A 13962-nucleotide genomic window follows, 5' to 3' on the forward strand; every position below is an offset into this window, starting at 1 on the left:
GTGCCGCTCGGTACTCTCGCGGACGCAGATGACCGGTGTGCCGAGCGACGGTGCTTCTTCCTGGATGCCACCGGAGTCGGTGATGGCTATCGTCGAACGCTTCAGCAGCTTCGCGAACTGCTCGTAACCCATGGGCCCCACGAGCGAAACGTTCTCTTCGTTCGACAGACGTGCGACCATGACGGCCGCGACATCCGGGTTCGGGTGTAGCGCGACGACAAAGCGGACATCGCGGTGCGTCATGGCCAGGATCCCCACGGCATCGGCGATGCGCTCGAGCGGGGCGCCCCAGTTCTCGCGCCGGTGCGCCGTGACGGCGACGACCCGCGGACCGTCCGCGGCTTCGATGTCCGCCAGCTGCGGGTAGTCGTACGGCACGTCGAGGCTCGCCGCGATGTGCAGGGCATCGATCGCGGTGTTGCCGGTCACGAAGATGCGGGACCCGGCGATGTGCTCGCGAATCAGGTTCTCTTTGTTCCGCTCCGTCGGCGCGAGGTGCCACGCGGCGATCCGGCTGATCAGCTGACGGTTGAGCTCTTCGGGAAACGGCGACAGGGTGTCGTTCGTGCGCAGACCCGCCTCGACGTGCACGACCGGCAGGTGCAGGTGAAACGACGCGAGAGCGGACGCCGCGGCACTCGTCGTGTCGCCGTGCACGAAAGCCGCGGCCGGATACCCCGTGGCGTACGGCGCCTCGGCCGGCGGAAGCGGCGGACCGAAACGATCGTGGAGAAACGCCTCGAGCCGCACCAGCACGGCCGAGAAGAGGGTGTTCAGCGTGCGCGGGGCGGGCGGCAGATCGAACGTGACGTTCGGGGTGATGCCGCCGATCGCCAGCACGTGCGCGACGAGCTCCGCGTGCTGCCCCGTCGACACGACGATCGGCTCGAAGCGGGTGCTGTCGCGGACCGCCACGATGAGCGGCAGCATCTTGATGGCCTCGGGGCGCGTGCCGACGACGAAGACGGCATGCAGCTTGTCGTGAGGCGTGGTCTCTTCCATGCGCACACGTTATCGACTCGCGAACCCGCGAGCCGGGAGGTCAACGGGAAGCCGCCGCCTTCGCAGGCGCCGTCTTGGCGTCCTTCGCGGGCTCGGCCGGCTTGTCCGAACCGGATGCCGCGGCATCCGTCTTCGGTGCTGCCTGAGCCGGCCGCGGACGCGCCGCGAACTCCTCGAAGACGTAGCGCGGGTGCTGCACCGTCTCGAGGTTCACGAGGTCGCGACCCAACCAGAAGTTGTTCCACCAACCGCCGAAGACGCGGAGCTTGCGCTCCCACGACGGGATCGCAAGCATGTGGTACCCACGGTGCGCGAGCCACGCGAGAAAGCCCTTGATGGCGATCTTGTTGGACTGGAACACGCCGTTGTAGAGACCGAGACCCGCGACCGCGCCGAGGTTCTTGTGGATGTAGTTCTCGGGGAGTTCGCCCCGCAACACGGCGGTGAGGTTCTTCGCGAGAAGCTTGGCCTGGCGCACGGCGTGCTGAGCGTTCGGCACGCAGTAGCCGCCCACTCCGCCACCGGTCAGGTCGGGGACGGCAGAGACGTCACCGGCGGCCCAGGCCCCCTCGACGATCTCGTCGTCGGTACCCACGCGCAGGTCGGGACGGGTGCGGATGCGTCCGCGCTCTTCCACCGGCAGGTCGCCGCCGCGGACGACCTCGGGGTTCGCCATGACGCCCGCGGTCCAGATGATGATGTCGCTCGGGATGACCTCGCCCGTTGACAGCTCGACGTTGCCGTCGACGGCTCCGGTGACCTGCGTGTCGAGGTGCACGTATGCACCACGCTTGGCCAGGTCGGCGAGCACCCACTCGCTGGACTTGAGCGAGACCTCGGGCATGATGCGCCCCATCGCCTCGATCAGGTGGAAGTGGGTCTCGTCGAAGGTCAGCTCGGGGTAGTTCTTCAACAGGGCCGAAGCGAACGAGCGCAGCTCGGCGAACACCTCGATACCGGCGAAACCGCCACCGACCACGACGACCGTAAGCAGACGCTCACGCGCCGGGCCGGGGGGAAGCAGCGCCGCCTTGTCGAAGTTCGACATCAGCTTGTCGCGGATCGCGACCGCCTCTTCGATCGTCTTGAGCCCGATCGCGTTGTCGGCGATGCCCGGGATGGGGAAGGTGCGCGACACGGCGCCCGCGGTGACGACGATCTGGTCGTACTGCTCCTGCCACGGCTCGCCGACGGCCGGCGTGAGCGTGGCGGTCTTGTGCGCGTGGTCGATCCCGGTCACCTTCGCCGTGACGACCTTCGTGCGCTTCAGGTGACGGCGCAGGGCGACGACGGAGTGGCGCGCCTCGATGGAGCCCGCCGCGACCTCGGGAAGGAACGGCTGGTAGGTCATGTAAGGCAGGGGGTCGACGATCGTGACGGCGGCCTCACCCTTGCGCAGGTGCTTTTCGAGCTTCCACGCCGTATAGAAGCCTGCATAGCCGCCGCCGACCACGAGAATCTTGGGCACGGTGTTCGTTGGCCCTGAGTTCGTGGGGTCCGTGTTCGTGGGCTCGGCGTTCGTCACGGGCACGGTGTTACTCACGTGAAAGGGACTCCTTGACAGTTCAACTGCTCGGCGTGCGTAAATCGCGCGCCGTTCTGACTCGCCGGGCAGCTGCAGTGACGCCGAGCGCCACCAGGATACCAGCCAGGGTGATCGCGAAAAGCGGTAGAGAGCCGTAGACGAGGGATTCGCGTGACGGCAGCAGCGGCGAACGGGCCGGTGTCGCCGTATCCGCGGGGGGCAAAGCGTCCACCTCGACCGGAACCGCGGTCTGATCGGGCGCCGGGCCCGAGTCAGCACGGCGGTAGAGCCGAATCCACTCCTCCAGGCTCCCCATCGGGTTCTCGGTCACCGAAGCGACGCTGGCCGAAACGGCGCCCGCCGCATCCACGATGCCGGCACCGTAGAGCCGGGGGTCCGTGCCGGCGGCCGGTCTGGCCGTCTCGATGATCCGGTTGATGACGTTGGCGACGTCGAGCTCAGGATGCGCCGAGCGCACCAGCGCGGCGATGCCGGCGACGAGGGGCGCCGCGCCGCTCGTGCCGCTCCACTCGACGATTCGGCCGTCCGCCGATACGCCCAGCAGCTTTTCGCTCGGTGCCGAGATCCCGATCGTGATCCCCTGCGTCGACGCTTCGACACTCGCGTTGCCCTGGGGGTCGACACCGCCGACCGTCAGCACGCCGGGAATGGTCGCCGGGGCGCCGACGCGAGTCGTGCCCGTGCCGCGGTTGCCGGCCGCCACGACCACCACGACGTCGTTGTCGAAGGCGTACTCGAACGCGCTGTCCCACAGCGGGTCCCAGCCCAGGGTGTTCGTCGTGAAAGAGAGGTTGATGACGGTCGCGCCGTTATCGACCGCCCAACGGATCGCCTCGGAGACCTGATCCACGAACGGGACAGGGGCGGATGACCCGAACCCGAGCGACACCGAGAGGAGTTTCGCGTCGGGCGCGACCCCCACCATTCCTTTACCGTCGGCCGTTCCCCGCGCGGCGGCGAGGGACGCAACCCACGACCCGTGGTTGGAGTCCACGACCCCGACGGGCGTCCGGCCATCCGAGCTGCCGAGACCCGAGACATCCGTTCCTCCCGCTACGGCGCCCTGGAACTCGGGCGGCCCCGAGCCGATGCCCGTGTCGATGATCGCGATCGTCTGCCCCGCGCCTCGGGTCGTCTGCCAGGCGGTACGCACCCCCAGCGAATCGAGCCAATACTCCGCGGCGCGGACCGGGTCTGCCGTGTCATCGGGGACCGGCGATGCGGCGGCGGGAGGGCCTAAGAAGACGGGCGTCGCAGCGATCACGGCCGCGAGCAGCAGCGCGAGGGCGCGCGAGGTCTTCACGAGGCCGAACCCGGCGTCTCGCACTCGCACACGCCCGGCGACCAGCGCGAGCGCTCGAGGGCTCGGTCTCCGATCGGGTTGACGCCCGGTCCGGCGGCGAGCGCATGACCGGCCAGGGCGTGCAGGCACTTCACCCGGACCGGCATACCGCCGGCGGAGATGCCCGCGATCTCGTCGACATCGCCATAGTTCGAGCGGTCGGCGAGGTACGCGGCGTGGGCGCGGGCGTACTCGGTCGAGATGTCGTCGTCGACCAGCAGATCCTGCAGCTCGGCCATGACGTGCGTCGCCTCGAGCTCGCTCATCGCCGCGGTGGCGGCCGGATGCGTCAGGTAGTAGAACGTCGGGAAGGGGCTGCCATCGGGCAACCGTGGCGATGTCGCGACAACCGTCGGATTTCCGCACACGCAGCGTGCGGCGATGCCGAGGACTCCGCGAGCGGGCCGCCTCAATTGCGCGCTGACGACCGCGAGTTCGGCCTCGGTGGGCGCGGCGAAGGGCGGTGTCGTCACCTGACCAGGGTAACCGCCGAAGCTGCCGAGGACGGCCCGTCTGCTACGGGGCGGGACTCTCGGTCGACGGTTCGGGGTCGGGCACGCCGATCGTCGGTTCGGTCACGGTCTGGGCGAGCCCGGCGGTCGTCACCGATGCCAATAGCTGCGTCATCCAGTCCGTCGGCGTCTCGACGACATCCGCGCTCACGGGCTTCTCCGCCGTCGGCTGCAGATCGGCAGGCAGGTCGTTCACGACCAGGTAGACGACCTCGCCGGGACGCATGTAATACAGCCGCTCGCGCGCCTGTGTCGTGATGTAGGCGGGGTCGCCCCAGCGTTCCTGCTGCTGCGTGAGCTGCTCGACCTCTTCTTGGCCCGCGACGACGGATGCCTCGAGCGCTGCGATCGTCTGACGCTGCTGCACGAAGTTGCCGAAGGTGGGCACGAGGACGAACGCGGCGAGTACCACCAGACTCATCATCACGACCATGAACCCGGAGAGCCGCACCCCGCCGAGCCAGCCCCGCACATCGACCCGGCGCGCACCGGATTCGCGGTCGGCCGGACGCGACCGTGCCTGCCGTGACGAAGCCTGCCGTGAAGATGGCTGCTGTGAGCCGGATGGACGGCGGGCCGAGCTCCGAGAAGCAGCCGGGCGGGAAACGGAAGAGGGGGGAACCGGTCGTTTCGCCACGGTTCCCCCCTCCTTCAGTCCTGCTTCGGTGCGTTACCCCTGGTAGCGGGGGAAGGCCGAGCGGCCCGCGAAGATCGCGGCGTCGCCGAGCTCTTCTTCGATACGCAGAAGCTGATTGTATTTCGCGACGCGCTCGCTGCGGGCGGGCGCGCCGCTCTTGATCTGACCCGACCCGGTCGCGACGGCGAGGTCGGCGATCGTGGTGTCTTCGGTCTCACCCGAGCGGTGCGAGAACATCGTCGTGTAGCCGGCGCGGTGCGCCATGTCGACGGCGTCGAGCGTCTCGGAGAGCGTGCCGATCTGGTTGACCTTGACCAGCAGCGAGTTGGCGACACCGCGGTTGATGCCATCCGCCAGGCGGGTGGGGTTGGTCACGAACAGGTCGTCGCCGACGAGCTGGATTTTCGATCCGAGCTTCTCGGTGAGGTGCTTCCAGGCGTCCCAGTCGTCCTCGGCGAGGGCGTCCTCGATCGTGATGATCGGGTAGGCGTTCGCGAGCTCGATGTAGTAGTCGGTGAGCTCTTCAGCCGTCCAGTTCTTACCCTCGAAGACGTACGCGCCGTCGCGGAAGAACTCGGTCGCGGCGACATCCATGCCGAGCGCGATGTCGGTGCCGGGCGTGAATCCGGCCTTCTCGATGGCCGTGATGAGAAAGTCCAGGCCCTCGCGGTTGCTCGGTAGGTCGGGGGCGAATCCGCCCTCGTCGCCGAGGCCCGTGGCGTAGCCCGCCTTCAACAGCTCGCCCTTGAGGACGTGGTAGGTCTCGGTGCCCCAGCGGAGGGCCTCGGAGAACGTCTCGGCGCCGATCGGCGCGAGGAAGAACTCCTGCATGTCGATGCCGTTGTCGGCGTGCGATCCGCCGTTGATGACATTGAACAGGGGAACGGGAAGGACGTGCGCGTTCGGACCACCCAGGTAGCGGAAGAGGGGCAGATCGGCCGAGTCGGCCGCAGCCTTCGCAACCGCGAGGCTGACGCCGAGGATGGCGTTGGCGCCGACGCGGCTCTTGTTCTCGGTGCCGTCGGTCTCGATCATGATCTCGTCGACGATGCGCTGCTCGCTGGCTTCGATGCCCTCGAGGGCCGGGCCGAGCTCGTCGATGACGGCGTCGACGGCCTTCAGCACGCCCTTGCCGCCGTAACGGCTCTTGTCGCCGTCGCGCAGTTCGTACGCTTCGAATGCTCCGGTGGATGCGCCGGAGGGAACAGCGGCCCGCTGAACGATTCCGTCGTCGAGCAGCACCTCCACTTCGACTGTCGGGTTGCCTCGCGAATCGAGGATTTCGCGGGCGCCTACTGCCTCGATGAGTGCCACGTGTTTGACTCCTTGCTCGTGCACTGCGGGTGGTTTTCGGAGCGTCGTCGGTCCGCGGTCAGTCTAGCGAGGTGGTCGCGCGCGCACAGGGCGCGAGCTCGTCGTTCACCGCGCGTTACGGTGCCGATGCCCCCGTGACGAGCGCCAGGGCGAATCCGTCCCACCCTTTCAGCCCGACCGTCTGCAGGGCCGTTGCATCGAAACGCGCATCGGCACCCAGCATCTCGAGGGCAGCGCGCGTGCCGGCGACACGGGGGTCGGTCGTGTGCGGATCGACGATCTCACCCTCGCGGCCGATGTTGTCGAGCACGACCACGGTGCCGGGCCGTCCGAGGCGTGCCGCCCAGTCGAGGTAGATCGTGTTCGATTCCTTGTCGGCGTCGATGAAGACCAGATCGAAGGGTTCCGTACCCTCGAGGGTCGGCAGAACCTCCGCGGCTCGCCCGACGAGGATCTCCACCCGCTCCCCTACCCCGGCCGCGTCGATATTGGCACGCGCCACCTCCGCATTGCGTGGCTCCGCCTCGATCGTGATCACACGACCGTTCTCGTCGAGCGCACGAGCGAGCCAGATGGTCGAGTAGCCGCCGAGTGTCCCGATCTCGAGCATGCGTCGAGCACCCGCTATCCGAGCGAGCAGGTGCAGGAGCTTTCCGGCGACCGGCGCCACCTCGATCGCGGGAAGACCGGCCGCGCCCTGCGCCGCCACCGCTGATTCGAGCGCCGCGTCGTGTCCGACGAGCGAGTCGATGAGGTACTCGTCCGCGCTTCGCCAGTTCGCGGGGGTCGAATCGGCCATCAGGTGTCGTGCTCGATGATGCCGACGGCCTCGCGCTCATCGTCTACCGCACCGGGCGGATATTGGGCGAGTTCCGGCCGATGGCGCAGAAACAGGATGCTCGTCAGCATCCCACCCCAGACGATCAGGATCGACAGGATCAAGAACGCGATCGCGATCGGGGTCATGACCGTGCTCCCTTCGCGCCGCGTGATGTAGCGCCCGGCGCCGCACGCTCAGCAGAAAGGGGCGGATACTCCGGCCAAGCTGTGAAATCATCCGGCGAGCGCTTCCACCGCAGAACCGAGAGCACGACCGCGCCGACGACGAGCACGAGCACCGTGCCCCAGCCGAACACGAGCAGGTACCACGGAGGCATCCCCCCGTAGCCCTCGGTGATGAGGACGACGATGCGGGAGACCAGCATGTAGCCGAGCACGAGCGGCGCCAGAACGCTGACGAGCAGCACCCAGACACGGCCGACGCGGAACGTCGACAGGGAGTCGAGGTGGTAGCGCAGCTCGGGGCCCTTGCGCGCGACCCACAGCACCAGGACGGTCGTCAGGATCGCGGATGCCACGATGCCGATGTTGTTGGCCCACTGGTCGACGACATCGAGAGCGAGAAGCCCGGTCGTCGTCGAGAAGATCAGCATCGACAGGATGGCCGAGACGATACCGACCGAGAGGGCGGCGCGGCGGGTCGAGAGCCCGAACTTCTCCTGCACCGCGGCCGAGACGACCTGCAGGACCGACACGAGCGACGTGAACCCGGCGAGGGTCAAAGACCCGAAGAACAGGCACCCGAATATCGGCCCGCCCGGCATCTGCGACACGATCGCGGGGAACGTGATGAACGACAGCCCCACCCCCGTCAGCCCCTCGAGTTCGTCGATCGCCACGCCCTGGCTGAAGGCGAAGAATCCGAGGGTGGCGAACACGCCGATCCCCGCGAGGATCTCGAACGAGGAGTTCGAGAACGCCACCACGAGGCCGGGCGTCGTGAGGTTCGAGCGGCGCTTGCGGTACGACGCGTAGGTGATCATGATGCCGAACGCGATCGACAGGGAGAAGAAGATCTGGCTGTACGCCGCGATCCAGACGTTCGGGTCGGCGAGCGCCGTCCAGTCGGGGGTGAACAGGGCGTTGAGGCCTTCTGCCGCGCCGTCGAGGAACAGGGCACGAACGACCAGGATCAGGAATGCGATCACGAGCACCGGGAGCGCGATGACGTTCACGCGCTGCAGTCCCTTCGCGACACCGGCGGCGAGCACGGCGATGGCGAGCACCCAGACGGTCGCGAGCGGGATCAGGACGCCCGGCACGAACTCGAGACTGAAGCCCGGGTCGCCTGTCTGCAGGTACTCCCCCGTGAGGAACGCCGCGGGATCGTCGCCCCACCGCAGGTCGAAGGAGAAGACGAAGAAGCTCAGCGACCAGGCGATGACGACCGTGTAGTACAGCCCGATCACGAACGCGATGGTCACCTGGAACCATCCGAGCGATTCCATCCACCGGCCGGTCTTTCCACCGAGGCGCCGGAAGGCGGTCGGTGCGGCGCCTCGGAAGCGGTGGCCGATCGCGTAGTCGAGGAACAGGATCGGGATGCCCGCGGTCAGCAGCGCGATCAGATAGGGAACGAGGAACGCACCGCCACCGTTCTCGTACGCGACGCCGGGAAAGCGCCAGATGTTGCCGAGCCCGACGGCCGACCCGATCGCCGACAGGATGAACCCGACCTGGCCCGTCCACTGCTCCCGCGGTCTGCCCTCGGGGGCCGGGGATGCGGCCGTCTGCTGGTCTTTCTCGAACCGCGCCATGTTGCTCCCGCGTCGTCAGTGTCCGTGTTCCCGCATTCGTGGTGAGCACGCTATCAGCCGCGTCGGCGCTGCCGCGAGGGCTTGCGTCACACCGTGTCGGTTCCCGCTCTCCGGCCCTCCACGGTCGCGACGACGACCGGCAGCAGCGCCTCGGCGGTCCGCCGATACCCCAGGGCGCTCGGGTGGAAGCGGTCGACGCCGAACATCTCATCGGGCTGATCGAAGAACACCGCGCCCACCGCGCTGCGCAGCGACACGGCGGTCGCGCCCGATCTTTCGGCCACGGCCGCCTGGGCCGCGGCGAGCTGCCGGGACATCTGCGATCCCAGTATTCGCAGCGGTTGGGGCACCGGACGGAGCGCCCCGAGGTCGGGGCAGGTGCCCACGACGACAGGTATGCCACGAGCGCGCAGCCGCGTGATCGCGGCGCGCAGGTGCTCGGCCGACACCGACGCGGGGATGCGGTGGGTCACGTCGTTGCCGCCGACCACGATCACCGCGACATCGGCGACGTAGTCCCCGGGCAGGCCGTCGATCTGTTCGGCGAGCGCGGATGATTCGGATCCGACGATCGCCGCGGTGCGGAGGCGCACCGGACGGCCGAGGCGGGTCGCGAGTCCCTTCGCCAGGCGAGCCCCGAGGGTGTCCTTGCGGCGATCGGCACCGAGCCCGGCCGCGATCGAGTCCCCGAGCACCAGCAGCTCGACGATCTCGCCCGTCAAACTCTTCCGCCACACCCGATCCGAGCGCGGCGCGAGTTCACCGAGCGGCTTGCCGATCCGCCGCCGGGCCACAGCTGCCTGACGCGTCAGAAGCATCCGCGCACCCACCGCGACACCGAAGCTCACGGCCGCCGCGAGAGCGAGCGCCGCACCGACCGTCAGGGCGATGCGGGAGCGGCTCATACCCGCGATCACACCCCGCCGAGGTGAACGCCGTCTGTCGCGCGGGCGACGCGTGCGTTCCGCGGCGCTGTTCGTCAGGCCGTTCGCTACGCCAGCGGCTTCAGCGTGAGCGACGAGCGCTCGGCTCCGGAAGCAACCGTCGCGAACTCCGTGTATCCGTCGGACACGGCGCGCTCGAGGGTCGGCTTGAGGTTCTTCGTCCGGCGCTCGAGCCGTACGCGTGCGCCCTCGGCGAGGAAGGACGCCTTGAGCGCGAGGAGCTCGGCGACAGGCACATCGGCGTCGTGCACCAGGACGACCGCTGTGACCGCGGCATCCTCACCCGCCTCGACCAGATCGACGATGCGCTCGAACCCGATCGAGAACCCGACGGCCGGGACATCCGAGCCGAGGAACCGACCGATCATGCCGTCGTAGCGCCCCCCGCCGCCAAGCGAATAACTGACGCTCGGGTGGGCGAGTTCGAAGATCGTCCCGGTGTAGTACCCCATACCCCGAACGAGGAACGGGTCGAAGACGAGGGGAATCTCGGATGCGTCCGACGCCGGTCGTGCCGCGGCGACCGCCTCGCCGAGACCGACGAGGTGCGCGATGACCTCGTCCGGGATTCCTTCGGGCAGCGCCTTGCGGATCTGCCGCTCACCGTACGGGTTGTATTCGCGGGTCTGCGGGCGGCGCAGGAACGCCTCGAAGGCGTCCACGGCCGAGGGCGTCGCGCCCCGCTCGCGGAGTTCGCCCGCCACGCCGTCCGGCCCGATCTTGTCGAGCTTGTCGATCGTGATCAGCACGCCCGCACGCTCGGCATCCGCAAAACCGAAGGTCGCGAGCATCCCGTCGAGCGCACGTCGGTCGTTGATGCGCACCGTCGCGCCCGCGAGCCCCAGAGCGTCGAGGGTGTCGAGCGTCGCGGCGATCAGCTCGGCCTCGGCGCGGGGAGTCGCATCGCCCAGAACGTCGATGTCGCACTGCACGAACTGGCGGTAGCGGCCCTTCTGCGGACGCTCGGCGCGCCACACGGGCGCGATCTGCACGGCACGGAACACGCTCGGAAGCTCGGCGCGGTGCGACGCGTAGAAGCGGGCGAGCGGCACCGTCAGGTCGTAGCGGAGGCCCAGGTCGGCGAGCGCCGCGGGGTCGTCCGCGGCTGCTCGGATGCCGTCGGCGTCGAGACCTCGGCGCAGGATACTGAACGACAGCTTCTCGTTGTCGCCGCCGAGCCCTGAGTGCAGGCGATCGTAGTCCTCGACGACGGGCGTCTCGATCTCGTCGAATCCGTGCGCGCGGTAGCGGTCGCGGATGACGGCGAGCACACGCTCGCGGCGAGCCTTTTCGGCGGGGAGGAAGTCGCGCATGCCGCGCGGCGGGTTCACGGATGCCACGGCCCTATCCTTTCATCCGCCGCCGGGCACCTCAGTCGCCAGCCTTTGCTCGCGGTCGGAGATCCGGCCAGCGTCGGAGTCCGCGGCGCCGGATGCTCCGACGCTCACCGGATCCCCGATGCTCAACGAGCGGCTCAGCCCGCCTCGGCGGCGCGGATGTCGGACTCGAGCGTGCGCAGGCGCTCCCGCAGGGCCCGCTCGGCATCCCAACCCCGGGACCGGGCCTGCGCTACGAGGGCAAGAAGCGCGTCACCGAGCTCGGCCTCGCTGTCCGGAGCGGTCGCGACGAGCTCCGGCGCGGGCACAAGCCCCGACCCCTTCCCGAGCAGCTTCTGCGCCAGCGCCAGCGAGGGCATGCCTCGAGCTACGCCATCCAACACGCTCCGCCGCTCGCTCTTCTCGGCCGCCTTCGCCGCATTCCAGAGCACCAGCACCTGCTCGGGCGTCTCGGCGACATCATCACCGAAGACGTGCGGATGCCTGCGCACCATCTTCTCCGTCAGCCCGTCGGCGACATCCGCAATGTCGAAGGGTTCAGCGTCGTCGCGCGACGCGATCTCGGCGTGGAACAGCACCTGCCACAGCAGATCGCCGAGCTCCTCACGCAGTTCCGCACGCGAACCATCCTCGACAGCGTCGACCAGCTCGGCACTCTCCTCGATCAGATACGGCACGAGGTCGCGGTGCGTGATCCGCTGGGTCCAGACGCACCGATCGCGAACCAGCCGCATCGTCTCGGCGGCCGCGGCCAGCGCCTCGGCGCGGCGCGCGGCAACAGCATCCTGACTCTTCATCGCCCCATCCTGCCCCACGGCTCAGGCGAGCTGGCCACCCGTCGGCGTCGACGTCGGTGGCACTTCGACGTCGTCGGACTCGACGTGCGCGAGACGACGGAAGTGCCGGGCCCGCAGCGACACCAGCACCGCCGCGATGACCAGCGAGACACCGGAACCCGCGAGCACACCGAGGGTCGCCTCGTCGCGGACGAGCGGGTCACCCGCGAACGCCAGCTCGGACAGCAGGAGCGAAACGGTGAAGCCGATGCCACCGAGCGCTCCGGCCGCCAGAAGGTCCGCAAAGGACAGGTGGGGCGTCGCTCCGCGATTCGCGAGGCGCAGCGAGATCCAGCTGAACAGCGAGATGCCGATCATCTTTCCGACGGGGAGCGCGACGAGGGTGCCCCAGAAGGCGGGCGAGAGCTGCGCGGGCGACACCATCGGGATGACGACGAGTGCGGCCGAGAACGCGAACAGGGGCAGCACGAGGCCGTTGACCCAGGGCTCGAGTGCGTGGCGCGTGCGGAGGGCAGGGCTCTGCGCGAATGCCAGCCCGAGCGCAACGCCGGCGATCGTGGCGTGCACACCGGAGAGGTAGACCAAAACCCACGTCGCGATGCCGAGCACCACCAGGATCACGGCGATCGGCACGCGCGCACGGGTGTCGAGGCGGCGGCTCAGCAGACCGAAGATCACGACGAGCACGGCGGAGATGCCCAGCAGAGCGAAGTTGACATCGGTCGTGAAGAGCACGGCGATGAACAGGATGCCGACGATGTCATCCAGAATCGCGAGAGCGAGCAGGAAGATCCGGATGCCGGAGGGCAAACCCTTGCCGAAGACCGCGAGCACCCCGAGGGCGAAGGCGATGTCGGTCGCGGTCGGGATGGGCCATCCGCGCGACGCATCCGATCCCGCGGCAAAAGCGACGTAGATCGCGATCGGGATGAGAACGCCACCCGCTGCCGCGATAGCCGGCTGGAGCGCCTTGCGCGCGGAGTTGAGCTCGCCGGCGGTGAGTTCGAACTGCAGCTCGATCGCGACGACGAAGAAGAAGATCGCGAGCAGGCCGTCCTGGATCCAGTGCCCGACCGACATCTCGAACACGCCCGGGATACCAAGGTAGGTGTCCTTGATGGCGTCGGCGCTCGCGCCGAGCGGCGAGTTGGCGACGATCAGCGCCGCGACGGCGGCTGCCAGAAGGATGATTGCGGGGAATCGGGCAGAACGAAGGAGGGCCACGGGGTCCTTTCGGTTGGGGGCCACGCGGTTACCCGCGATGGTCGGTGGGCGCGCTCGCGCGGCCGCCGACCAGACTTCCCGGCACACCAGTGGCCCAGTCTACCGGGCGCCCCGGCACCTTCCCCGAGCACTGTCGGTGCGCCCATGCCGAGCGTGACGAACCGGTAACACTCCCGCACTACCCTGAAACCCATGCCCGAACCCACACCCACCGAAGCGATCGATCTCGTCGGGCGCTTCGACGCCGGTCAGGAACTGCCCCAGTCGATGCGCGCGGACGTGCGGATGCTGGGCGCTCTGCTCGGCCAGGTGCTCCGCGAGAGCGGCGCGCCCGGCCTGTTCGATGACGTCGAGCGCTTGCGCACCGCCACGATTCAGGCCTACACCGATCCCAGCCCCGAAGCATTCGAGCGGGCCGAGGCGATCGTGGAGTCCTTTTCGGTCGAGCGGGCCGACGAGGTTGCACGCGCCTTCACCTGCTACTTCCACCTGGTCAACCTCGCCGAAGAGCATCAGCGCGTTCGTGTCCTGCGCGAGCGCGACGGGCGTCCCGAGAAGGAGAACGCGACGGACTCGATCGCCGCGGCCTTCGCGCGTCTCGCGGAAGAGGTCGGCGACGAGACCGCCCTCGACCGGCTGCAGGGCCTGCGGTTCCACCCCGTCTTCACGGCGCATCCCACCGAGGCCCGCCCGCGCCCACACTCATCTAC

The 13962-nt window shown here is 68.7% G+C and carries 14 protein-coding genes; 1 reads left to right on the plus strand and 13 read right to left on the minus strand.

From position 1 onward, the window contains the following. From wecB to nhaA, 13 genes are all read right to left on the minus strand, one after another. Positions 1-1002, minus strand: a 1002-nt coding sequence (gene wecB / locus MIC448_RS06220; protein WP_036297443.1) for a non-hydrolyzing UDP-N-acetylglucosamine 2-epimerase, incomplete at its 3' end; no start/stop codon positions are given. Between the two features lie 40 nt (positions 1003-1042). Next, on the minus strand, positions 1043-2470 hold the full coding sequence (locus tag MIC448_RS06225) for an NAD(P)/FAD-dependent oxidoreductase (protein ID WP_036297458.1): 1428 nt from the start codon (positions 2468-2470) through the stop codon (positions 1043-1045). A gap of 97 nt (positions 2471-2567) precedes the next feature. Then, a complete protein-coding gene (locus MIC448_RS06230) occupies positions 2568-3851 on the minus strand; it encodes a S8 family serine peptidase (RefSeq protein WP_036297460.1) in 1284 nt (427 codons plus the stop codon). Continuing rightward, positions 3848-4363, minus strand: coding sequence for a DUF501 domain-containing protein (locus tag MIC448_RS06235; RefSeq protein ID WP_036297446.1), 516 nt, complete (start codon positions 4361-4363; stop codon positions 3848-3850). The genes MIC448_RS06230 and MIC448_RS06235 overlap by 4 nt, the downstream gene beginning before the upstream one ends. Before the next feature lie 43 nt (positions 4364-4406). Further along, complete coding sequence (locus tag MIC448_RS06240; protein WP_232711574.1) at positions 4407-4823, minus strand: septum formation initiator family protein; 417 nt, start codon at positions 4821-4823, stop codon at positions 4407-4409. 249 nt (positions 4824-5072) lie between these two features. Beyond that, a complete protein-coding gene (gene eno, locus MIC448_RS06245; protein WP_036297450.1) occupies positions 5073-6353 on the minus strand; it encodes a phosphopyruvate hydratase in 1281 nt (426 codons plus the stop codon). A gap of 115 nt (positions 6354-6468) precedes the next feature. Continuing rightward, a complete protein-coding gene (locus MIC448_RS06250) occupies positions 6469-7152 on the minus strand; it encodes an O-methyltransferase (protein ID WP_036297452.1) in 684 nt (227 codons plus the stop codon). Beyond that, the gene (locus tag MIC448_RS06255; protein WP_144237993.1) at positions 7152-7319 is read right to left on the minus strand and encodes a MetS family NSS transporter small subunit; all 168 of its coding nucleotides are present in this window, start codon (positions 7317-7319) and stop codon (positions 7152-7154) included. The genes MIC448_RS06250 and MIC448_RS06255 overlap by 1 nt, the downstream gene beginning before the upstream one ends. After that, positions 7316-8950 (minus strand): sodium-dependent transporter, encoded by a 1635-nt coding sequence (locus MIC448_RS06260; protein WP_051513247.1) that lies wholly within the window; start codon positions 8948-8950, stop codon positions 7316-7318. Before MIC448_RS06260 ends, MIC448_RS06255 begins: the two co-directional genes overlap by 4 nt. Before the next feature lie 86 nt (positions 8951-9036). Next, the gene (locus tag MIC448_RS06265; protein WP_051513256.1) at positions 9037-9855 is read right to left on the minus strand and encodes an SGNH/GDSL hydrolase family protein; all 819 of its coding nucleotides are present in this window, start codon (positions 9853-9855) and stop codon (positions 9037-9039) included. An 86-nt stretch (positions 9856-9941) separates the two neighbouring features. Then, on the minus strand, positions 9942-11207 hold the full coding sequence (hisS, locus tag MIC448_RS06270; protein WP_036297466.1) for a histidine--tRNA ligase: 1266 nt from the start codon (positions 11205-11207) through the stop codon (positions 9942-9944). Between the two features lie 161 nt (positions 11208-11368). Continuing rightward, entirely contained in the window at positions 11369-12028 is a 660-nt protein-coding gene (locus MIC448_RS06275; RefSeq protein ID WP_036297454.1) for a MazG family protein, read from the minus strand. A 21-nt stretch (positions 12029-12049) separates the two neighbouring features. Beyond that, on the minus strand, positions 12050-13252 hold the full coding sequence (gene nhaA, locus MIC448_RS06280) for a Na+/H+ antiporter NhaA (RefSeq protein ID WP_051513250.1): 1203 nt from the start codon (positions 13250-13252) through the stop codon (positions 12050-12052). 192 nt (positions 13253-13444) lie between these two features. On the opposite strand from nhaA, the gene MIC448_RS06285 reads away from it, so the two are divergent. Further along, a partial coding sequence (locus tag MIC448_RS06285; protein WP_036297456.1) for a phosphoenolpyruvate carboxylase occupies positions 13445-13962 on the plus strand: 518 nt, incomplete at its 3' end.

Origin of the sequence: Microbacterium sp. C448, assembly GCF_000582705.2 — a bacterium.
Lineage (GTDB): Bacteria > Actinomycetota > Actinomycetes > Actinomycetales > Microbacteriaceae > Microbacterium > Microbacterium lacus_A.

Excerpts from the sequence above, each read along its gene's own strand:
- MIC448_RS06260 (WP_051513247.1), bottom strand. The coding sequence starts at position 8,950 with ATGGCGCGGTTCGAGAAAGACCAGCAGACGGCCGCATCCCCGGCCCCC.
- MIC448_RS06240 (WP_232711574.1), bottom strand. The coding sequence starts at position 4,823 with ATGAGTCTGGTGGTACTCGCCGCGTTCGTCCTCGTGCCCACCTTCGGC.
- MIC448_RS06250 (WP_036297452.1), bottom strand. The coding sequence starts at position 7,152 with ATGGCCGATTCGACCCCCGCGAACTGGCGAAGCGCGGACGAGTACCTC.
- hisS (WP_036297466.1), bottom strand. The coding sequence starts at position 11,207 with ATGCGCGACTTCCTCCCCGCCGAAAAGGCTCGCCGCGAGCGTGTGCTC.
- MIC448_RS06255 (WP_144237993.1), bottom strand. The coding sequence starts at position 7,319 with ATGACCCCGATCGCGATCGCGTTCTTGATCCTGTCGATCCTGATCGTC.
- MIC448_RS06265 (WP_051513256.1), bottom strand. The coding sequence starts at position 9,855 with ATGAGCCGCTCCCGCATCGCCCTGACGGTCGGTGCGGCGCTCGCTCTC.
- MIC448_RS06275 (WP_036297454.1), bottom strand. The coding sequence starts at position 12,028 with ATGAAGAGTCAGGATGCTGTTGCCGCGCGCCGCGCCGAGGCGCTGGCC.